Genomic DNA, 21,663 nt, shown 5'->3' on the forward strand with positions numbered 1-21,663 from the left:
TCTGCCACCTTCGCGTGCATTAAGGCGTTGTAAACAACGCCTTTCCGTTGCGTTTAATACGCGCCGTCTCGCTTAAGAACCACACCGACCGTTTTGAACAGGATGGCGATGTCATTCCATAAGGACCAGTTCTTCACATACCATGAATCGAAGTAGACGCGGGTTTCGTAATCAACATCATTACGGCCGCTTACCTGCCACAGGCCGGTCATACCCGGTTTGGCCATGTAGTAGTAATCGACATCACCCGCATAACGACTCAGCTCATCTTCAATCACCGGACGCGGACCCACCAGGCTCATTTCGCCACGCACCACGTTCCACAGTTGCGGCAATTCATCGAGGCTGGTTTTGCGAATAAAGTGACCGACTTTAGTGATACGCGGGTCGTTTTTCAGTTTGAAGTCTTTATCCCATTCGGCACGGGCGACCGGATCGGTGCGCAGCACCTCTTCCAGCACCTCTTTCGAGTTCACCACCATCGAGCGGAACTTAAGACACTTAAACTTACGACCATTGAGACCAACGCGTTCGTGACCGTAGATTGGTGCACCGCCGTCGCGAGAAACCAGGAAAATGAGTATGGCGAGCGCGGGCATCAGCATGGTCATGATCGCCAGCGCACCAACGATATCGAAAACGCGCTTAACGAAACGCGAGGTGCGTTTTGCCAGGTTGTTGTTCACACGCAGAATCATCACTTCGTGGCTAAAGATATAAGCCATGTCTGTGCCGTAAAGCGGTACGCCGCGCAGCGAAGGAATCACCGATACTGAACGACAGTTATGTTTGGCCAGCGTCTTCAGCCAGATATCACTGTACTGACTCTGCTCATACTCAACCGCAACGATAAACTGCGTTTCGCCATTAACACGCTGCCACAGTGCATCTTCATTCTTCAGAATTGGCGCGCCGCACAGCATGGTCTCTTCAGACGATTCGTCAACATCGTAGAAAGCGATAACGTTGAAGCCCATCACCTCTTCGCTTTGCAGCGCGAGGAAAGCTTCGCGGGCGTTTTTGCCGCTGCCAATAATGATGGTGTCTTTCTTCCACAGCTTGTAATGGTTAAGCACGCGTTTGGTAATGGCGCGGCCCAGTGGCAGCATAATCAGCACCAGCAGCCAGGTCACTAACCAGACGTAGCGAGACATTTCCCATTTTGACAGGGCGGAAATCGACAGGTCAATGATGGCAAAAATAAAGACCGTACGAAGTATTTCCTTGAGCTCGAACCAGAACGGCTTGCGATAGGTGAAATGACGCAGGCGGACCCAAAACCAGCCAATACAAATCACTGACAGACAGATGTGAGTCAGAATTTTCAGATTCAAATCTTTTTCGCTAATATTCGCCAGAGGATCGACCGGCAGCATATTTATTAACGACAACGCGATGAATAACGCTGCGTTAAAACAAATTAAATCTGAAAACGCCAACAACAATTTAGTAAATAAGCTTTTAAAAGTAATTTCATTATCGCGCATGTTTGACTCTTTTATTTTATTATCCCTGAAGCCCAGGACGTTTCTTAACATGATTATTCGCTTGACTATTGGCTCACGAATAAGCAATCAATCGATTCCGGGTTCACAGCAACGTTCATCAATGTCCGGCAAGATAGTGGTTGGTGACGCTTTATTAAGGCTAAACGGTGATTAATTCCTGCTAAATCAACAACAAACGGTTTAAGGAACGCTACCGCCCCTGGCTTGTTGCTGCCACACTGCATGGTAAATCCCGTTTTCATCTTGTCGCTGCTGGTGCTGCTCTGCCTGATGTGTAGTGGTTCAAACGTGGCTAACGTCACAATTCGTGAGATTAAGTGTGGTTTGAACGTGGTTATGGCAACACAGGCACAGACATTTCCTTACTGGTTGCTATACTAGTTATTACTGGCCTGTTTACAAGTAGGGCCCGTACTCCCTGCACTATTTTAGGAAAAAGACTACCACCCATTAGTACGGTCACCTTGCCAACTCCCCAGAAATTTCTCTTAAGTTTCGGACTATTCGCCTTTGCATTTAACGCAAATTCTGGCGCCTCATTAAATCCTGTCAAAACTACTGACATCTTAAATGCGCGCGGTAGAATGCTAAAGAATGATCGTTAAATTCAAAAGCAGTTAATTCTGAATAGTGATAATTGTTTTATCAGAACAGTTTCTCTCCAGAATCTCTCCTTAGTTGAGGGCGGTTTGTTTACGGGCTAATAATTCACTATCATCGGATAAAGCAGAATTCTATTATTAAGGTGTTATGAACATGATTGAGTGGATCACCGATCCTGGCATCTGGGCCGGTTTAGTCACGCTAATCGTTTTGGAACTGGTGTTAGGGATTGATAACCTCATTTTTATTGCGATCCTCGCAGAGAAGCTGCCTCCCGCACAACGAGATAAGGCTCGAATAATCGGCCTTTTACTCGCGCTGGTAACCCGGTTGGGCCTGCTGGCATCGCTCTCCTGGCTGGTTACACTAACAGAGCCGTTTTTCAGCCTGTTCCATCACGACTTCAGCGCCCGCGATCTGATTATGCTGTTAGGCGGTATCTTCCTGTTATTTAAGGCAACCATGGAGCTCAACGAGCGCCTTGAGGGCAAAGATGAGCAGGAGAACGGCCAAAAACGCGTCGCTAAATTCTGGCCGGTAGTGGCGCAAATTGTGGTGCTGGATGCCATTTTCTCACTCGATTCCGTGATTACCGCCGTGGGCATGGTGGAAGAACTTTCAGTGATGATGGCGGCCGTCACCGTGGCCATTTTGCTGATGTTACTCGCCAGCAAACCATTAACGCGTTTTGTTAATGGACACCCCACTATTGTCATACTGTGCCTGAGCTTTTTATTAATGATTGGATTTAGCCTGGTGGCAGAAGGCTTCGGCTTTCACATTCCCAAGGGCTACCTCTATGCGGCGATCGGCTTCTCGATTGTCATTGAAGGTCTCAACCAGCTGGCACAGTTTAATCGCCGACGCTTTCTCACCGCCGGTCAGCCGCTGCGAAAACGCACCACCGATGCCGTAATGCGGCTGCTGCGGGGTTATCACGAGCAGGCCGAGCTAAATGCTGAGAATGCGCTGCCAGGTGGCAATGAGGCGCAGGCGATTTTTAATCAGCAGGAACGTGAGATGATCGCGCGCATGTTGGGCATGGGTCAGCGCACCATCAGCAGTATCATGACGTCGCGGCACGATGTAGAAAGTATCGATTTGCAGGCGGATCCGGCACATATCATGGCACAGCTGGATCGTAATCAGCATACGCGTCTGCTCATCACCGATGGCGAGCCGGAGCCGCTGGGCGTAGTGCACGTCATCGACCTGCTGCACCAGGCGCTGCATGAAAGCTCACTGGATCTCCGGGCGCTGATTCGCCAGCCGCTGGTCTTCCCGGAGCGTTTGCCGCTGCTACAGGCGCTGGAACAGTTCCGCAATGCGCGCACCCATTTTGCCTTTGTTGTTGATGAGTTTGGCTCGGTTGAAGGCGTGGTGACGCTCAGCGACGTGATGGAAACTATCGCTGGCAGCCTGCCCAATGAGAGCGATGAACCCGACAGCGTCGATGCGCGTCACGATATTATTAAAAGCGACGACGGCGGCTGGATTGCCAATGGCCATATGCCGCTTGATGATTTGGTGATGTTTGTGCCGCTGGATCTGGATGAAAAGCGCGAGTATCACACTATTGCCGGCTTGCTCATGGAGAATTTGCAGCGGATACCGCAGGAAGGCGAGGAAGTTAAGGTGGGCGACTATCTGTTCCGCACCTTACAGGTCGAGAATCATCGGGTACAAAAAGTGGCCATTCAACCACGTCTTCTTACTGAATCAGACTAGCCGGTATGATAATAAACGGGCCGGAAATTTCCGGCCCGCAAAATTATCGCTGGAGCTGTTTCTTTAACTGCTGCGCTTTTTCATTACTCTGATTGCGATCTATCCACTGATTCAGGCGGCTTTTCGCTGCGTCCTCAACCTGTCTGCGCAACAGCTGATCCACCGGCAGGGAATATTGCAGACTCTGCCAGTTGCCGTAAATACGCAGCGGGATCGCGGATTCGGCCAGTGCAGCAATCAGGCGATCGTCGCCTTTCCAGCCACCGTTAATCTTCACCGCCAGCTGCATATCCAGCGCTTCGGTTGGCATCGTCACGGTGCCTGCACCGGTGAGCGACAGCTTTTGTGCCTCGCCATTGAGCTGGCTTAGCGTAATCACGCCTTTATTCAACATCATCTTGCCGGAAAGCTGCTGGATGGTGCCGTCGGGCGACACCTCATCGGCACTCAGACGATCGCTGCTGCGCGATATCGCACGTTGCACCATCTGAGGAATATTGAGCGTTGCGACCTGCAGATTTTGTACATTTGCCTGCGCACTGCCCTGCCAGCTATTTTTCGCCACCATCATATCCAGATCGGTGCCAGCCAGCTCGCCGTTCAGCGTCAGCGTGCCATCCAGCGCCTGCGGCAACCGGAAGGCGCGCAGCAGCGGCTTGATCGCCACCGTTTGCAGTTGCGGCTGCAGCGCAATTTTCGCCACCGGTTGACGCACATCCACCGCACCTGGCAGTGAGAAGCGCCCTGCCCCCACCTGGCCACTAAAGGTATTCAGGCTAATCTCGCCCGCCCGATTTTCTGCATCCAGCAGCACCGTATGCAGGTCGAGACCGCGCCAGCGCACCGCATCCAGCTTGAGGTTAAGCAGCATGTGTATACCTGTCAGCGGTGAACCGGCCCCGCTCCAGGATTTCTCTACCGCAATCACCGGCGGTCGGTTGGCTGCCGCGAGCTGGGCCGCCTGCGCCTGCTGCGACACACCGTCAATGTTGATGCCAAACAGCTTGTCCAGATCGAGCGTCGTCGCGTGCAGCGCCACTTTCAGATCGGGCTGCATGCCCCATTTCCCACTGATTTCGCCGTTGAGCTGGCTGTCGTTCAGTGAGGCGACGATCTGTTGCAGTGAGAATTGCTGATTTTCTGCCTGCCAGCTGGCCAGCATGCTCGCATCGCCTTTGATGCCATCAGCCGGAATGCCCGCGCCGCTTAACTGCCATTGCAACCTATCAACGTTGCCGGACAGGCGGTGCGGATAGTCGGCGATTTTCATGTGGCCTTTTAGCGCCAGTTGCAGAGTGCGCTGATCGCGGCTCACCGAGGTGGCAACATCCAGCGCCGCCGACTGGCGACGATCCTGAGTCATATCGAGGTTAAGATTACGAAAATTGATCTCTTCGCCGCCCGGCTGCTGCCAAATCAGCAGGCTGTCCACAATGCGCAAATGGCCAATATCATATTGCCAGCCGCTGGCGGGCTCGGCGGGCGTTGAGTCAGCCGGACCAATCGGGGCGTTTTGCGGACGCTGCCTTTCGCTGTCCGGCGTGGCACGGATCACGGCGTTTTTCAGCATCACCTGTTTCACGCTGAGCTGATGAGAGAACAGCGGTATCAGGCTGACGTCGAGACGCATATTTTCCGCGCTGACCATTGGCTGCGCAGCGCCCGGCGCGGTCAGCGACATGCGACCCGCCAGAATGCTGAGCTGCGGCCAGACGTGCCAGCGCAGATCGCCATCCAGCTTCAGCTGATAGCCACTGCGTTGTTGTACCTGTTTAACCATGTAACCGCGGAAGTCATTGGGATTGACCAGCAGTACCAGCGCGGTCATGCCCGCCACTATCACCACCAGCAAAATGGCCAGCGTGGTTATCAATCTTCTCATCAAAACCGTCTTTACCTCTGCTTAATCTTTGTCGATACGACTGGCATCCGCGCCCTGCTGGCCTTTGTATTTGGCATCTTCACGGCGGTTGTACGGACGCGCTGCCGGGCCGGAGAGCGGTTCAAAACTCAGTGCGCCAATCAGCATGCCAGGACGCAGCGCTAACGGCAGTTTACCGGAGTTAAAAAATTCCAGCACGATGCGTCCCTGCCAGCCGGGATCGATACGATGCGCCGTCACGTGTACCATTAATCCCAGTCGCGCCAGTGAGGAGCGGCCATCGAGCCAGCCAACCAGATCGTCCGGAATGGTCACGGACTCAAAGGTCACCGCCAGCGCCAGTTCGCCCGGATGTAGATAGAACGCCTCGCCTTCCGGCAACACGATCTCATCGCTCATTACCCGATCGAGTGCGGCGCTGACTTCCTGTTTAGGGCCACTTAGATCGATGAACGCGGCGGTGTGGCCACGAAAGGTGCGAAACTGATTGCCAAGGCGCACATCTACCGTCGCGCCGTTAATGCGCTCAACCGGCGGCCGTGGCGTAATCTCCAGCTTACCGCTGTCCAGCCAGGCTTCAATGTCGCGGTCGCATAATCTCATCGCCTTACTCCAGGAATCTCATAGTGTAGTTAATGCTGGCCCGATGCTGGCGTTGTTTGCCAGCACCCCGCCGTTTACTCAAAAAATTGATGAATCTTAGCTTTCAGAATATCAATAGCGATGCGATTTTTCCCGCCGCGCGGCACGATAATGTCGGCATACTGTTTTGACGGGTCGATGAACTGCAAAAACATCGGCCGAACCGTTTTCTGATACTGCGCCATCACCGAATCCATTGAGCGGCCACGTTCGTTAACGTCGCGTTTCATACGACGCATCAGGCAAATATCCAGCGGCGTATCGACAAAAATCGAGAAATTCATCTCGTTGCGCAGGCGGGCATCGGTAAGCAACAGAATGCCTTCCAGAATGATCACTTTTTTCGGCTTCAGCTGGATGGTTTCTGCGGTGCGCGTATGCTCAACATAGCTGTAAACGGGCAGATCGATGGTCTCACCTGATTTCAGCATCTGCAGATGTTGCAGCAGCAGATCGTGATCCATCGCGCTGGGATGGTCGTAGTTGGTTTTAACCCTTTCTTCCATGGTGAGATGGCTTTGGTCTTTGTAGTAGCAATCTTCGGGGATCACACCGATATGCTCATCGCCAACCTGATCGCGAATTTCACGATAAAGCGTACTGGCGATTAAACTTTTACCTGATGCGGAGGCGCCTGCGATACCCACAATGACGCACTGGTGAGACTTGTCAGTCATAAATTAAAGACCTGATTACAGTATGACAAACCGGTAAGCGATGCAGAATTATACAGCGCTCACGATAGGTCAGGAGATGAGAGGGTTATTTCGCGGCAATTATAGGGATTTCACCCTGTTGATGCCAGAAAAAGCGGCATCAGGTTTTTCAGAATATATCCTTTGGCGGGCTCGCTGTTTCACCGATAAACTGCATGCGACAAGATTCAGCGCCAGCCAATGCGGGTGCGGCAATCTTTCATAACAACAATAAAGGTAAGATATGTCCTGGAAAACCCTCACTTATTTTGGTGACAGCATGTTGCTGATCCCCACAGCAATCATTATCGCCCTGGTCTTACCGTGGAAAAGCAGCGATCGGCACACGGTCTGGTACTGGATTTTTGCCTTCTGCCTTGCCGGATTTGTGGTCTCGGTGTCAAAAGTGCTGTTCCTTGGCTTCGGTATTGGCAGTGCTCGTTTCAATTTTACCGGCTTCAGCGGCCATAGCGCCATGTCCGCCACCCTGTGGCCGGTGATGCTGTGGCTGGTTTCCGGGCGCGCGACGCAACCCTGGCGCCGGTGTGCGATCATTATTGGCTACCTGATTCCGCTAATGGTCGGCCTTTCGCGGCTGGTGATTCACGCCCATTCCAAAAGCGAAGTGGTACTGGGTCTGCTGCTGGGCTTCTCCATCAGCACGACGTTTTTGCTCAGCCAGCGCCATACACAGCTCAAGGGCTTTAGCCTCGGACAGATGTCAGCGGCATTGCTGCTGCCGTTGCTGCTGTTAGGGCACGGCCGCATTGCCACCACGCAGCAGTTTCTGGCGCATTTGTCCGCCGATCTGGCCGGTATCGACAGGCCCTGGACGCGTGCCGATCTGCTGAAACTGCGCCAGTAATTGTCTGGCTGAAGGGTTCAATTGACCGAATAGAGGGCATTTGTGAATTCGGCCACGACAACGATTTTGAATATGCTAGCATAACCTGATAATCATCAAACAGGGTCATTCCGTCCAGCTGTCAGGCGGAGGTCCCTGTTGATCTCTCGCCTTTATGTCAGGTGTGTTTACATCTCATGATCACAGCTCAGTTTGGTTTCAGACATCGCATGCTGCAGCGCTTAACCACGGCGCTCCTGCTAGGTGGCCTCTGCTTTTTGCTGGCGCTTTTTTGTCTGCAGCTGATTGTCGTTAGCGGGACGATTTCGCCGTTATGGCTGCCCACCGCGCTGATGACCGTGGCCGCTTTCCGCCTGGGCTACGTGGAAGCGGCGCTGACCCTGCTGTTTTGCTTTCTGGCCGTTATTCTCGCTAATACGTTGATCATGGGTTCCGCGTTATTCAATGTGTACTATGCGCTGGTCAATCTGCTACAGGCGCTGACAGGCGGCGTACTGCTGCGCCTGCTGCTGAACCCTCAGGCACCACTGGATACCTTATATGACTGGTGCAAGCTGCTGCTGGCGGCGGGCATTATCACGCCCTTTCTTGGCGGGTTCTTCGCCCTGTGGTTGCTCAAGGGTAACGGTGCCTTTTTCGCCACCTGGGTGATCGCTGAAATTATCGGCATGCTGGCCCTGGCACCGGTGTGCCTGCTGTGGCAGCCCCGCATGCTGCGGCAGCGAATCAGTGCGCGTCAGCTGTCTGAAACCCTGCTGTGCATCGTTGCTTCACTCACCGCTTGCTACGTGGCGCTGCGTTTTCTGCCGTGGCCCTTCGCTTTTATTATCGTGATCCTGTTTACCTGCGCCGTGCGTTTGCCACGTTTTTCCGCCTTTGTGGTGTTTTTAGTTAACGCCCTGATGATCTCCGTACTGTTGGGATTACGGCTGGTGGTATTACATATTGATACCGTCTGGCTAAGCCACACCGCGATCTGGCTACCGTTTCTGCTTATTCTGCTGCCAAGCCATATGATGTCGCTGATTATGCACTCTTTCCGTGCAGAAAAAGCGCATATCAGCGAAAGCGAGCTGCGTTTCCGCCATGCCATGGAGTATTCCACTATCGGTATGGCGATGGTTTCGCCCGAAGGGCACTGGCTAAGCGTAAACAATGCGCTTTGCCAGCTGCTGGGTTACCCGAAAGCTGAAATGATACAGATGACCTTTCAGCAGATTACGCACCCGGATGATATCAGCAGCAACGTCGCCGCCATGCAGCGGGTTCTCGCCGGCGAAGGCGACAACTACCGTATGGAGAAACGCTATATTCGCAAAGATGGCGAAACGGTCTGGGCCACTTTGGCCTCTTCGCTGGTCAGGAACAGCCACGGCGAACCGCTCTATTTTATTTCTCAGCTGCAGGACGTTACCGAGCTGAAGCGTACCGAAGAGGCTAACCGCTGCCTGATGGAGCGCATCACCCTGGCTAATGCCGCGCTGTTCGAAGAGAAAGAGCGCATGCACATTACTCTCGATTCGATTGACGAAGCGGTGATCAGTACTGATGAAGCAATGTTGGTTACCTTTATGAATCCGGTGGCGGAACGCATGAGCGGCTGGTCGCAGGAAGCTGCGGCGGGCAAGGCGCTGAGCGATGTGCTGCACATTACGCACGGCGTTAATGGCGATCGTATCGAAAACCTGCTGCTGTGCGCGCTGCCTGCTGCCAAAAACACGCCTGACCTCGATGAAGCGCTGGTGTTGCATAGCGCGCAGCATGAACAGTTTGATATTCAATACAGCCTTACGCCGCTGAAAACCGAAGAGGGCCACCATGTCGGTACGGTCATGGTGATTCGCGACGTCAGCGAGTCACGGGAAACGCTACGTCAGCTAACCTACAGCGCCTCGCACGATATTTTGACCCGCCTGCCCAATCGCGCCAGCTTTGAACAGCAGCTGCGGCAGCTATTGCAGAATATCAGCGGCAGTCAGCAGCACGTGCTGGTATTTATCGATCTTGACCGCTTCAAAGCGGTAAACGATACCGCCGGACACGCCGCGGGCGATGCGCTGCTGTGTGAGCTGTCGACGCTGATGCTGCATCATCTGCACGGCAATGACGTGATTGCCCGACTCGGCGGTGATGAGTTTGGCGTGCTGCTGCCGGACTCAACGCTGCGCAGCGCCAGCGAGCTTATTCAGCGGCTGATTAACGCGGTCAATCATTACGCCTTTCAGTGGCAGGGCAACATTTATCAGGTGGGTGCCAGCGCAGGCATGACGCAAATTGACGCCACGAACTGCCAGAGCAGTGATGTGATGTCGCAGGCGGATGCCGCCTGTTATCACGCTAAGCACAATGGTCGTGGCCAGCTGCAGGTTTATCAGCGTCATCACACCAGCATTGTCGCCCACCCGGCCTCAACGCTGACCGCCGCCGAGGTAGAAAAAATGCCGATACGGCTGCTGAGCTGGGCGGTGACACCACCGGGCAAAACACAATCGGTGAGTTTTTATGTGCTCGAGGTAGAACGGCTGGCCGATGCCAGCTGGCCGCTGGATGAAAACAGCTGGCAGAACGCCCCGCAGGAAACCGCCCTGCAACTCGCCTTAGATCGCAACCTGATGCGCCACTTTTTTGCTCACTATGCGCAGCCGCTGGCCAGCAAAGCCATCACGCTGGCGCTGCCCTTTACAGCGGCTGCGCTGCGTGACGACGCATTCGTTACCGAGTTACTTGCGCTGCTGCACGCCAGCCCGCTACCGCCCGCACAACTTATCGTGGTGATTGAAACAGCGGCACTGCTTGCCGACAGCAGCCGCCTGCCGCAGGCGATCGTCCAACTGAAAGGTTGTGGTTGTCGCATCATGCTGCAAAATTTTGGCCGTCACCTCGACGCCTTTAATCAATTCCACGGCGCAGCCATCGACTACATTATGATGTCGCCTGATCTGGTGGCCACGGTTCACACCAGCTTAATGGATGAAATGTTAGTCTCTATTATTCACGGTCAGGCAGAAAAGCGGCAAATTATCACGCTGGCTGGCCCGATAGAATTACCCGCTGCGCTGACCACGCTGAACACTATTGGCATTAATGGCGTATGGGGAAATGCGATTGGCGAGCGGCAGCCGTTGCATTATTTAGTGCAAAACAGCTATTTCGCGATTAAGTAAAATATCGCCAAAATAACCGCTCACCGGCAATTTAATTGTGCGATAAGCGGAATAATCCTGGGAGCAGCAAATGAATAGTTAAGCCGGGCTTATCGGGTGACGGCATACGGCGGCAACCGGTGAAGAAAGCATCAAAACAATTAAGCAGTTATTTATTTTCATACTGCTATGATGCCTTTCCGCATATGCCAAAGGATATAGCAAACATGCACCTGATCGACCTCGGCCTGCGTGAGGTTTTGCTCTATGCATTTGCCTTTACGTTATTTATTCGCTTCACGCTTATCACTATCGGATGTTGTGGTATCTGGTCCGGCACCTCTATTATTGCCGCAGCACAGGGCGAACTTTATTATTATATTTTCGGCCTGGTCATCATTGGGTTAAGTATTGGTTTGCTGCTATTTAAACTGGATAGCTGGCGTGAAAAAGATCGGCGCAAACGGGTACCAGCCCGTGCTTATTCTGACCAGCACGACAAATCGCTTTTATAATTATCCGCGACATTGCCAACGCCGCCAGGCTGGGGTAAAGTCGCCCCCTTTTTTTCTGGAAGGGGAATGGGATGGCAATCGGCTTCGATTATGGAACAGCGAACTGTTCTGTCGCGGTAATGGAACAGGATCAGGCGCGTCTGTTGACGCTGGAAAACAACTCCCCTTACCTGCCTTCTATGCTCTGCGCGCCTACGCGCGAAGCGATCAGTGAATGGCTCTATCGCCACCATCAGGTCCCCACACCCGATACGGAAACCACCGCGTTGCTGCGTCGCGCGGTGCGTTTTAATCAGGAAGAAGACATTGAGGTCAATGCTGACAGCGTGCAGTTTGGCCTCGCTTCGCTGGCGCATTATATGGCGGACCCGGAAGATGTCTGGTTTGTGAAATCGCCCAAATCTTTCCTGGGTGCCAGCGGCCTCAAACCGCAGCAGATTGCGCTGTTTGAAGATCTGGTCTGCGCCACCATGCTGCATATCCGCCAACTGGCTGAAAACGAATTGCAGCAGGAAGTGCGCCAGGCGGTGATTGGCCGACCGGTTAACTTTCAGGGATTAGGCGGCGACGACGCAAACCAACAGGCAGAGGGGATTCTGCAACGCGCGGCAACCCGTGCCGGCTTCAGCGACGTTCTGTTCCAGTTTGAGCCGGTTGCCGCCGGTCTTGATTTTGAAGCGACGCTGCAACGTGAAACGCGGGTGCTGGTGGTGGATATCGGCGGGGGTACCACAGACTGTAGCCTGCTGCTGATGGGCCCGCAGTGGCGCAACAAACAGCAGCGTGAAGAGAGCCTGCTCGGGCACAGCGGCTGCCGCGTCGGCGGCAACGATCTCGACATCATGCTGGCCTTTAAGGAGCTGATGCCGCATCTCGGCCTTGGCGGACAGACCACCAAAGGCATCGCCCTGCCCGCGCTGCCGTGGTGGAACGCTGTGGCGATCAACGATGTACCGGCACAAAGTGACTTCTATTCCAGCGCCAGCGGCAAACAGCTGCGCGACCTGATTCATGATGCCGAACAGCCGGAGCAGGTAAAGCACCTGTTGAAAGTTTGGCAGCAGCGCCTGAGCTATCGGCTGGTGCGCGCCGCTGAAGAGAGCAAAATTGCGCTGTCAGATCGTTCATTGACCGCCAGCGAACTGGCGTTTATCACCCCGGATCTGCAGGCGGAGATCAGCGCGGCGAGCCTGGCGAATGCGATCCAGCAGCCGCTGCAGCGCATTCTGGAGCAGGTATCGCTGGCGCTGGCCACCAGCAGCGTGCGTCCGGATGTGATCTACCTGACCGGCGGCAGCGCGCGTTCGCCGCTGTTACGCCAGGCGCTTCAGGCGCAACTGCCCGATATTCCACTGGCAACGGGTGATGATTTTGGTTCGGTGACGGCGGGCCTGGCCCGCTGGGCTGACGTGATGTTCTGAGGGTAGAGGCTGGCCCAGATAACCTGGGCCAGCAGATGAGCTAGTACGCGCTGGCGTCGGTCAGCGCGGCAATCTCTTCAGCAGAAAGCTGTAGCTGGATCGCCTTATGCAGCTCATCCAACTGCTGCAACGACGTGGCGCTGACGATCGGCGCGGTAATGCCCGGACGCGCAATCTGCCACGCCAGTGCAACCTGTGTTGGCGTCACGCTGTGCGCTTCAGCAACCCGATCCAGCGCCGCCAGAATCTTCAGTCCACGCGCGTTAAGATATTTTTCCACTACGCCTTCGCCACGCTTGCTCTTGCTGGCATCTTCCGGCTGACGATACTTGCCGCTGAGGAAACCGCTGGCCAGCGAATAGTAGTTGATCACGCCCAGGCCATGCTCGCGCGCCACCTGCTCAAGACCCCTTTCGTAGCCCTCGCGATCGTAGAGGTTATATTCCGGCTGCAGCGTCTCGTAGCGCGCCAGATTTTCACGCTCGCTGATGTTTAACGCCTCGCTCAGCCGTTCTGCACTGTAGTTCGATGCGCCAATGGCGCGCACTTTGCCCTCTTTGATCAACGCGTCAAATACCGCCAGCGTTTCCGCCAGCGGCGTATCCTGATCGTCACGGTGCGCCTGATAAAGGTCAATGTAGTCGGTTTGCAAACGGCGCAGCGAATCTTCCACTGCCTGACGAATATAGGCCGGTTTCAGTCCAGTTTTGCCCGGTGCCATTTCGATGCCAACCTTGGTCGCCAGCACGATATCCTGACGACGACCGCTTTTTTTCAGCCACTCGCCGATAATGGTTTCTGATTCACCGCCCTGATTGCCGGGCGCCCAGCGCGAGTAAACATCTGCGGTGTCGATGAACCAGAGCCCGCGCTCCAGCAGCGCATCAAGCAGGGTAAACGAGGTGTCACGATCGATGGTCCAGCCAAACACATTGCCACCAAACGTCAGGGCAGGAACCTGAATACCGCTGCGGCCAAGGGTTCGGGTTGAGGATGTTGTCATGGTGCTTCTCCTTGCAGATAAATGATAAGCGCGTCAATCAGCGTAGCAAAGAAAGCCGCTTTGCTTGCGCGGGCGGATTGATAATCCGTGCCAGATTATGAATACTTCCCGCGCCGCAGCCGTTATCCTTAATTCCTTCATCTTCTGGCCGCTATCGCTGGCTACACTACGTATTTCGGTCGGCAGCGGCGTCGCCTGGATTGCCTGAATTCTTTGCTGGAGAGCAACAGATACAATGAATGCCCAACCCCGTTTTCCCAAAAAAATCCTGCTGCTGGTGCTGCTGATCCTCGTTGGTTTTGGCCTCTATTTTTACTGGCACAGCAGCAGCGGCACGGCGGCAAAACCCGCGGCTGAATCACGAGCCGGGAAAGGCGGCGGCCGGGCGAATCGTCCGCTGGCGCCGGTGCAGGCCGCCACGGCGCAAACGCAGAGCGTGCCGCAGTATCTTACCGGTCTGGGCACGGTCACTGCCGCCAATACCGTAACCGTGCGCAGTCGGGTTGACGGGCAGCTGATGGCGCTGCACTTTACCGAAGGCCAACAGGTGCAGGCCGGGCAGCTGCTGGCGGAGATCGATCCGCGCGCCTGGCAGGTTGCGCTCACCCAGGCGCAGGGACAGCTGGCGAAAGATCAGGCGACGTTAGCCAACGCCCGTCGCGATCTGGCGCGCTTTGAAAAGCTGATCAAAAACAATATGGTCTCGCAGCAGGAGCTGGATACGCAGCGCTCGCTGATTGCCGAAACGCTGGGCACGCTGAAGGCCGATCAGGGCAATGTCGCCAGCGCGGAACTTAACCTGAGCTACAGCCGTATCACCGCGCCGGTCGCCGGCCGGGTTGGTCTGAAGCAGGTCGACGTCGGTAATTACATTACCAGCGGCGATACCACCGGCCTGGTGGTGATCACCCAAACGCATCCTATCGATGTGCTGTTCAGCCTGCCGGAAGAGAACATCAGCGCCATTTTGCAGGCGCAGAAAAGTGGCACAACGCTGCTGGTTGAAGCCTGGGATCGCAACAATAAAAATTTGCTCGCCAGCGGCACGCTGTTGAGCCTCGATAACCAAATCGATGTCACCACCGGTACCATCAAAATCAAAGCACGCTTTGAGAACCAGCAGGACACGCTATTTCCCAACCAGTTTGTCAATGCGCGCCTCAAGGTCAACACATTACAGGATGCGGTCGTGATCCCGGTCGCGGCATTGCAGATGGGCAACGAAGGCAACTTTGTGTGGGTGGTAAACAGCGACAATCAGGTCAGTAAAAAAAGCGTGAAGGCGGGACCGCAGGATAATCGCCAGGTGGTGATAGATGCCGGCCTGCAGGCAGGCGACCGCGTGGTCACTGACGGCCTCGATCGTCTGACCGAAGGTGCGAAGGTGGAAATCATCGCCGCGCAAAGCACGCCGATCGCCCCCAGCCGTGCCACGCAGCCCGCGAAAGGAGCCCATTGATGGAAGTCATGCCTCAGGACAACAGCGGCGGGCCTTCACGTCAGTTTATTCTGCGGCCGGTGGCTACCACGCTGTTAATGGTGGCGATTTTACTGGCTGGTGTCCTGGGCTACCGCTTTTTACCGGTCTCCGCCCTGCCGGAGGTCGACTATCCCACGATTCAGGTGGTCACGCTTTATCCCGGTGCCAGCCCCGATGTGGTGACCTCGGCGATCACCGCGCCGCTTGAGCGCCAGTTCGGCCAGATGTCCGGCCTGAAGCAGATGGCGTCGCAAAGCGCCGGTGGCGCATCGGTGGTCACGCTCCAGTTTCAGCTGACGCTGCCGCTGGACGTGGCGGAGCAGGAAGTGCAGGCGGCGATCAACTCCGCCACCAACCTGCTGCCCAACGATCTGCCTAATCCGCCGGTGTACAGCAAGGTGAACCCCGCCGATCCGCCGATCATGACCCTGGCCGTCACCAGCACCAGCATGGCGATGACGCAGGTGCAGGATATGGTGGAAACCCGCGTGGCACAGAAAATTTCCCAGGTCAGCGGCGTTGGCCTGGTGACGCTTTCCGGCGGCCAGCGCCCGGCGGTACGGGTAAAAATGAATACCTCCGCGCTGGCAGCGCTGGGCCTGAGCAGCGAGCAGGTGCGCACGGCGATTGCCAATGCCAATGTCAACTCAGCGAAAGGCAGCCTTGACGGCCCGGAGCGCTCGATCACCCTCTCCGCCAACGATCAGATGAAATCGGCGGAAGATTACCGACAGCTGATCGTCAGCTACAGCAACGGCGCGCCGGTGCGCCTTGGCGATGTCGCCAGCGTGGAACAGGGTGCAGAAAACCGCTGGCTCGGCGCATGGGCTAATCGCCAGCAGGCGATTGTGCTTAATGTGCTTCGCCAGCCCGGCGCCAACATTATCGATACCGCGGATAACATCCGCGCCATGTTGCCCGCACTGACTGCGTCGCTGCCCAAATCGGTAGAGGTCAAGCTGCTGGCCGACCGCACCACCAACATTCGCGCCTCGGTAAACGATACGCAGCACGAGTTGCTGCTGGCGATGGCGCTGGTGGTGATGATTATCTACCTGTTTCTGCGTAACGTTCCGGCCACCATTATTCCGGCGGTGGCGGTGCCGCTGTCGCTGGTGGGCACCTTTGCCGTGATGTATCTGCTCGATTTCTCGGTGAATAACCTGACGCTGATGGCGCTGACCATCGCCACCGGTTTTGTGGTCGATGATGCCATCGTGGTCATCGAAAACATTTCGCGCTACATCGAGAAAGGCGAAACGCCGATGACGGCGGCGCTGAAAGGCGCGGGTGAGATCGGTTTTACCATTATCTCGCTGACCTTCTCGCTGATTGCGGTACTGATTCCGCTGCTGTTCATGGGCGATGTGATCGGCCGCCTGTTCCGCGAATTTGCCGTGACGCTGGCGGTGGCCATTCTGATCTCCGCTATTGTTTCGCTGACCCTGACGCCGATGATGTGCGCGCGCATGCTCAGCGCCGAATCGCTGCGCAAGCAGAACCGCTTCTTTCGCGCCACCGAAGCGCTGTTTGAACGGGTGATTGCCGCCTATGGCCGCCTGCTCAGCCGCGTGCTGAACCATCCGTGGCTGACGCTCGGTGTGGCACTTGGCACCATGGTGCTCACCGTGCTGCTGTGGATCCTGATTCCGAAAGGCTTTTTCCCGCAGCAGGATAACGGCATTATTCAGGGCACCCTACAGGCGCCGCAGTCGGTCTCTTACAGCAACATGGCGCAGCGCACCCAGCAGGTCGCCTCGATCATCATGAAAGATCCCGCGGTAGAGAGTCTGACCTCTTTCGTCGGCGTGGACGGCACCAATCCGGCACTGAACAGTGGCCGTTTGCAGATCAACCTCAAGCCGCTGGATCAGCGCGATGAGCGCATTCCCGAGGTCTCAGCGCGCCTGCAGCAGGCGGTGGCCGCCGTGCCGGGTGTGCAACTCTGGCTGCAGCCGGTGCAGGATCTGACCATCGATACGCAGGCCAGCCGCACGCCTTATCAGTTCACATTGCAGACCGGTTCGCTGGAGTCGCTGAGCAAATGGGTACCGGCGCTGCTGGAGAAGCTGGCCGCGGCACCGCAACTGCAGGAAGTGAGCAGCGACTGGCAGGATCGCGGGCTGGAAGCCTATGTGCGCGTCGATCGCGACAGTGCCAGCCGTCTCGGCATCAGCATGTCCGACGTCGATAACGCGCTTTATAACGCTTTTGGTCAGCGCCTGATCTCCACCATTTACACGCAGGCCAGTCAGTACCGCGTGGTGCTGGAGCAAAATAATGACCAGACGCCGGGTTTGGCTGCTCTGCAAACCATCCGTTTAACCAGCAGCGAAGGCGGCAGCGTGCCGCTCAGCGCCATTGCCCAGGTCGAGCAGCGGCATACCGCGCTGACCATCAATCATCTCGATCAGTTTCCATCGACCACCTTTTCTTTCAACGTGGCGCCCGGTTATTCGCTGGGTGAAGCGGTGGCAGCGGTCACGCAGGCAGAGCAGGATCTGGCGATGCCGGCGGATATCATGACCGAGTTTCAGGGCAGCACGCTGGCGTTTCAGGCGGCACTGGGCAGCACGCTGTGGCTGATTGTGGCGGCGATCTTTGCCATGTATATCGTGCTCGGCGTGCTGTACGAGAGCTTTATCCATCCGATCACCATTCTTTCCACGCTGCCCACAGCGGGCGTCGGCGCGCTGCTGGCGCTGATGCTTAGCGGCCATGAGCTCGATATCATCGCCATCATCGGCATTATCCTGCTGATCGGGATCGTGAAGAAGAACGCCATCATGATGATCGACTTTGCGTTGGCCGCTGAACGCGAACAGGGCATGCCGCCGCGCGAGGCGATTTTCCAGGCCTGCCTGCTGCGTTTTCGCCCGATTCTGATGACCACGCTGGCGGCACTGCTCGGCGCGTTGCCACTGATGCTGAGCACCGGCATTGGCGCTGAACTGCGCCGCCCGCTGGGTATTGCCATGGTGGGCGGGCTGATCCTCAGCCAGGTGCTGACGCTGTTTACCACGCCGGTGATTTACCTGCTGTTCGATCGCCTGGCACGCGTCACGCGCCGCCGCTTCCGCAGCGTGGAGGCGAAGTCGTGAAGTTTTTTGCGCTGTTTATCCACCGTCCGGTCGCGACGCTACTGTTAACGCTGGCGATTGCGCTGGTTGGCCTGCTCGGCTTCCGCATGCTGCCGGTGGCACCGCTGCCGCAGGTGGATTTCCCGGTGATTCTGGTATCCGCTTCGCTGCCGGGAGCCTCGCCGGAAACCATGGCGTCGTCGGTGGCAACGCCGCTGGAGCGCGCGCTGGGCCGCATCGCCGGGGTCAGCGAAATGACCTCCACCAGCTCGCTGGGCAGCACGCGCGTGATCATGGTGTTTGATTTTGAGCGCGACATCAACGGCGCCGCGCGCGACGTGCAGGCGGCAATCAACGCCGCGCAGAGCCTGCTGCCCACCGGCATGCCGAGCCGTCCCACCTACCGCAAAATCAACCCGTCCGATGCGCCGATCATGATCATGACGCTGACCTCGGATGTGTACAATCCCGGCCAACTGTACGATTACGCCTCAACGCAGCTGGCGCAAAAGCTGTCGCAAATCAACGGCGTTGGCGATGTCACCGTCGGCGGCAGTTCGCTGCCTGCGGTACGCGTCGCGCTCAACCCACAGGCGCTGTTTAATCAGGGTGTGTCGCTGGATGCGGTGCGCCAGTCGATTGCCGATGCTAACGTGCGGCGTCCGCAGGGCGCAGTGGAAGACAACCAGCAACGCTGGCAGTTGCGTACTAACGACGAGCTAAAAACCGCCGCCGATTACATGCCACTGATCGTCCACTACAACAACGGCGCGGCGGTAAAGCTAAAGGATGTCGCCACCGTGGAAGATTCGGTGCAGGATCTGCGCAACGCCGGTATGTCCAGCGGCGAACCGGCAATCCTGCTGATCATCCGCAAATCGCCGGATGCCAACATTATCGATACCGTGGATCGCATTCGCCAGCAGATGCCGGAACTGCACGACATTATTCCGGCGGCAATCTCGCTGGATATCGCGCAGGATCGTTCCCCCACCATCCGCGCTTCGCTGCACGAAGTGGAACAGTCGCTGGTGATTGCGGTGATTCTGGTGATCGCGGTGGTGTTTGTGTTCCTGCGTTCCGGCCGCGCCACGCTGATTCCTGCCGTTGCGGTGCCGGTATCGCTGATCGGTACCTTTGCTGCCATGTACCTGTGCGGTTTCAGCCTGAATAATCTGTCACTGATGGCGCTGACCATCGCCACCGGCTTTGTGGTCGATGATGCCATTGTGGTGCTGGAGAATATTGCCCGCCACGTTGAAGCGGGCATGAAACCCCTACCTGCGGCGCTGCAGGGGGTCCGTGAAGTCGGTTTTACCGTGCTCTCGATGAGCCTGTCGCTGATTGCGGTATTTTTCCCGTTGTTAATGATCGGCGGGCTGATTGGTCGCTTTTTCCAGGAGTTTGCCATTACGCTGTCGGTGGCGATCGTCATCTCCCTGTTTATTTCGATTACGCTGACGCCGATGATGTGTGCCCGCCTGCTGAAACCGCAGACGGAAAAACAGGCGCCACGCGGCTTTACCCGGCTGTTGGCTCAGTTGCAACAGGGCTATGGCCGGTCATTGCAGTGGGTGCTGAATCACAGCCGCTGGACCCTGCTGGTGTTACTCGCCACCGTGGCGCTCACCGGCTGGCTGTTTGTTTCCATTCCCAAAACCTTTCTGCCTGAGCAGGATACCGGCCGCCTCAACGGCTTTATCTCTGCCGATCAGAGCATCTCGTTTCAGGCAATGCGCGGCAAGCTGCAGGACTTCATGCGCATTGTGCATGCCGATCCGGCGGTGGAGAGCGTGGTGGGCTTTACCGGCGGATCGCGCACCAACAGCGGATCGATGTTTATCTCGCTGAAGCCGCTGAGAGAACGCAAGGAGAGTGCCCAGCAGGTGATCGCGCGGCTGCGTGAGGCGCTGGCAAAAGAGCCGGGCGCCAGCCTTTATCTCTCGGCAGTGCAGGATATTCGCGCCGGGGGCCGTGAAGCTAACGCCAGCTATCAGTACACGCTGTTGTCGGACGATCTCGATGACTTACGCACCTGGGAGCCGAAGATTCGTCAGGCATTTTCCGCCCTGCCCGAGCTGGCTGACGTTAACTCCGATCAGCAGGACAAAGGCAGCGAAATGGCGTTGATCTACGATCGTGCCAGCATGGCGCGCCTCGGCATTGACGTTGCCGACGTCAACGGCCTGCTGAATAACGCCTTTGGCCAGCGGCAAATCTCCACCATTTACCAGCCGCTGAACCAGTACAAAGTGGTGATGGAGGTGGATAACCGTTACACCCAGGATATCAGCGCGTTGCAGCAGATGTTTGTGATCAACAAAGAGGGCAAGGCGATTCCGCTGTCGTGGTTTGCCCGCTGGCAGCCCGCCAACGCGCCGCTGTCGGTGAACCATCAGGGCCTGTCAGCGGCTTCGACCATCTCGTTTAACCTGCCCGATGGCGTGGCGCTCTCCGCGGCGTCAGACGCTATCGACCGCAGCATGACCGCGCTAGGCGTGCCTTCCAGCGTGCGCGGCAGTTTTGCCGGTACTGCTCAGTTATTTGAGCAGTCGCAAAGCAGTCAGATCTGGCTGATTCTCGCCGCCATTGCCACGGTTTATATTGTGCTGGGCATTCTCTACGAGAGTTATGTTCATCCGCTGACCATTCTGTCGACGCTGCCGTCAGCGGGCGTCGGCGCGTTGCTGGCGCTGGAGCTGTTTGACGCGCCGTTCAGCCTGATCGCCCTGATTGGCATTCTGCTGCTGATCGGCATCGTCAAGAAAAACGCCATCATGATGGTCGATTTTGCGCTTGAGGCGCAGCGCCGCGACAATCTCAGCTCGCGCGAGGCGATTTTTCAGGCCTGTCTGCTGCGCTTCCGTCCGATTCTGATGACCACGCTGGCGGCGCTGTTGGGCGCGCTGCCGCTGGTGCTCTCCTCCGGTGACGGCGCTGAACTCCGCCAGCCGCTGGGCATCACCATTGCGGGCGGGCTGATCATGAGCCAGCTGTTGACGCTGTACACCACGCCGGTGGTCTATATCTATATGGATAAACTTCGTCGGCGGCGGCCTGCGCTTTCCCCTCATCAGGCCAACCCATGAGCAACGGGC

At 56.4% G+C, this 21,663-nt stretch carries 14 protein-coding genes; 9 read left to right on the forward strand and 5 right to left on the reverse strand.

Going from position 1 to position 21,663, the window contains the following annotated elements:
* Positions 1–53: 53 nt before the first annotated feature.
* Positions 54–1,487, reverse strand: coding sequence for an undecaprenyl-phosphate galactose phosphotransferase WbaP (gene wbaP, locus ACJY2L_RS14310; RefSeq protein ID WP_187485695.1), 1,434 nt, complete (start codon positions 1,485–1,487; stop codon positions 54–56).
* On the opposite strand from wbaP, the gene ACJY2L_RS14315 reads away from it, so the two are divergent.
* Entirely contained in the window at positions 1,396–1,662 is a 267-nt protein-coding gene (locus ACJY2L_RS14315; protein WP_187485728.1) for a hypothetical protein, read from the forward strand. The two genes, wbaP and ACJY2L_RS14315, sit on opposite strands and share 92 nt — an antisense overlap.
* Before the next feature lie 602 nt (positions 1,663–2,264).
* Positions 2,265–3,839 (forward strand): TerC family protein, encoded by a 1,575-nt coding sequence (locus ACJY2L_RS14320; protein WP_439212374.1) that lies wholly within the window; start codon positions 2,265–2,267, stop codon positions 3,837–3,839.
* Positions 3,840–3,882: 43 nt separating this feature from the next.
* Here the strand turns inward: ACJY2L_RS14320 and asmA are convergent, their stop codons facing one another.
* From asmA to udk, 3 genes are all read right to left on the reverse strand, one after another.
* Positions 3,883–5,721, reverse strand: coding sequence for an outer membrane assembly protein AsmA (asmA, locus tag ACJY2L_RS14325; protein WP_439212375.1), 1,839 nt, complete (start codon positions 5,719–5,721; stop codon positions 3,883–3,885).
* Between the two features lie 21 nt (positions 5,722–5,742).
* Positions 5,743–6,324, reverse strand: a complete 582-nt coding sequence (gene dcd, locus ACJY2L_RS14330; protein WP_067432110.1) for a dCTP deaminase — start codon at positions 6,322–6,324, stop codon at positions 5,743–5,745.
* A 74-nt stretch (positions 6,325–6,398) separates the two neighbouring features.
* On the reverse strand, positions 6,399–7,040 hold the full coding sequence (gene udk, locus ACJY2L_RS14335; protein ID WP_067432111.1) for a uridine kinase: 642 nt from the start codon (positions 7,038–7,040) through the stop codon (positions 6,399–6,401).
* Positions 7,041–7,302: 262 nt separating this feature from the next.
* On the opposite strand from udk, the gene ACJY2L_RS14340 reads away from it, so the two are divergent.
* The 4 genes from ACJY2L_RS14340 to yegD all read left to right on the forward strand — a co-directional run bounded on the left by ACJY2L_RS14340 (position 7,303) and on the right by yegD (position 13,002).
* The gene (locus tag ACJY2L_RS14340) at positions 7,303–7,923 is read left to right on the forward strand and encodes a phosphatase PAP2 family protein (protein WP_439212376.1); all 621 of its coding nucleotides are present in this window, start codon (positions 7,303–7,305) and stop codon (positions 7,921–7,923) included.
* Between the two features lie 176 nt (positions 7,924–8,099).
* The gene (locus ACJY2L_RS14345; protein ID WP_439212377.1) at positions 8,100–11,087 is read left to right on the forward strand and encodes a PAS domain S-box protein; all 2,988 of its coding nucleotides are present in this window, start codon (positions 8,100–8,102) and stop codon (positions 11,085–11,087) included.
* 206 nt (positions 11,088–11,293) lie between these two features.
* Complete coding sequence (locus ACJY2L_RS14350; protein WP_067432118.1) at positions 11,294–11,581, forward strand: hypothetical protein; 288 nt, start codon at positions 11,294–11,296, stop codon at positions 11,579–11,581.
* Between the two features lie 71 nt (positions 11,582–11,652).
* On the forward strand, positions 11,653–13,002 hold the full coding sequence (gene yegD / locus ACJY2L_RS14355) for a molecular chaperone (protein WP_067432121.1): 1,350 nt from the start codon (positions 11,653–11,655) through the stop codon (positions 13,000–13,002).
* Between the two features lie 40 nt (positions 13,003–13,042).
* Here the strand turns inward: yegD and ACJY2L_RS14360 are convergent, their stop codons facing one another.
* Positions 13,043–14,005, reverse strand: coding sequence for an aldo/keto reductase (locus ACJY2L_RS14360; RefSeq protein ID WP_439212378.1), 963 nt, complete (start codon positions 14,003–14,005; stop codon positions 13,043–13,045).
* Between the two features lie 235 nt (positions 14,006–14,240).
* Between ACJY2L_RS14360 and ACJY2L_RS14365 the strand changes: the two genes are divergently transcribed.
* From ACJY2L_RS14365 to mdtC, 3 genes are read left to right on the forward strand one after another with little or no spacing between them, the layout of a single operon-like run.
* Entirely contained in the window at positions 14,241–15,464 is a 1,224-nt protein-coding gene (locus tag ACJY2L_RS14365) for an MdtA/MuxA family multidrug efflux RND transporter periplasmic adaptor subunit (RefSeq protein ID WP_439212379.1), read from the forward strand.
* Entirely contained in the window at positions 15,464–18,586 is a 3,123-nt protein-coding gene (locus ACJY2L_RS14370) for an MdtB/MuxB family multidrug efflux RND transporter permease subunit (RefSeq protein WP_439212380.1), read from the forward strand. Before ACJY2L_RS14365 ends, ACJY2L_RS14370 begins: the two co-directional genes overlap by 1 nt.
* A complete protein-coding gene (mdtC, locus tag ACJY2L_RS14375; RefSeq protein ID WP_439212381.1) occupies positions 18,583–21,654 on the forward strand; it encodes a multidrug efflux RND transporter permease subunit MdtC in 3,072 nt (1,023 codons plus the stop codon). The genes ACJY2L_RS14370 and mdtC overlap by 4 nt, the downstream gene beginning before the upstream one ends.
* The last annotated feature ends 9 nt before the right edge of the window (positions 21,655–21,663 follow it).

The organism is Duffyella sp. Ts4, from assembly GCF_051851875.1.
GTDB lineage: Bacteria > Pseudomonadota > Gammaproteobacteria > Enterobacterales > Enterobacteriaceae > Duffyella > Duffyella gerundensis.

Coding starts and splice junctions, on each gene's coding strand:
- ACJY2L_RS14360 (WP_439212378.1), bottom strand. CDS start 14,005: ATGACAACATCCTCAACCCGAACCCTTGGCCGCAGCGGTATTCAGGTT.
- udk (WP_067432111.1), bottom strand. CDS start 7,040: ATGACTGACAAGTCTCACCAGTGCGTCATTGTGGGTATCGCAGGCGCC.
- ACJY2L_RS14315 (WP_187485728.1), top strand. CDS start 1,396: ATGAATAACGCTGCGTTAAAACAAATTAAATCTGAAAACGCCAACAAC.
- wbaP (WP_187485695.1), bottom strand. CDS start 1,487: ATGCGCGATAATGAAATTACTTTTAAAAGCTTATTTACTAAATTGTTG.
- ACJY2L_RS14365 (WP_439212379.1), top strand. CDS start 14,241: ATGAATGCCCAACCCCGTTTTCCCAAAAAAATCCTGCTGCTGGTGCTG.
- ACJY2L_RS14320 (WP_439212374.1), top strand. CDS start 2,265: ATGATTGAGTGGATCACCGATCCTGGCATCTGGGCCGGTTTAGTCACG.
- asmA (WP_439212375.1), bottom strand. CDS start 5,721: ATGAGAAGATTGATAACCACGCTGGCCATTTTGCTGGTGGTGATAGTG.
- ACJY2L_RS14345 (WP_439212377.1), top strand. CDS start 8,100: ATGATCACAGCTCAGTTTGGTTTCAGACATCGCATGCTGCAGCGCTTA.
- dcd (WP_067432110.1), bottom strand. CDS start 6,324: ATGAGATTATGCGACCGCGACATTGAAGCCTGGCTGGACAGCGGTAAG.
- ACJY2L_RS14340 (WP_439212376.1), top strand. CDS start 7,303: ATGTCCTGGAAAACCCTCACTTATTTTGGTGACAGCATGTTGCTGATC.
- ACJY2L_RS14370 (WP_439212380.1), top strand. CDS start 15,464: ATGGAAGTCATGCCTCAGGACAACAGCGGCGGGCCTTCACGTCAGTTT.
- ACJY2L_RS14350 (WP_067432118.1), top strand. CDS start 11,294: ATGCACCTGATCGACCTCGGCCTGCGTGAGGTTTTGCTCTATGCATTT.
- yegD (WP_067432121.1), top strand. CDS start 11,653: ATGGCAATCGGCTTCGATTATGGAACAGCGAACTGTTCTGTCGCGGTA.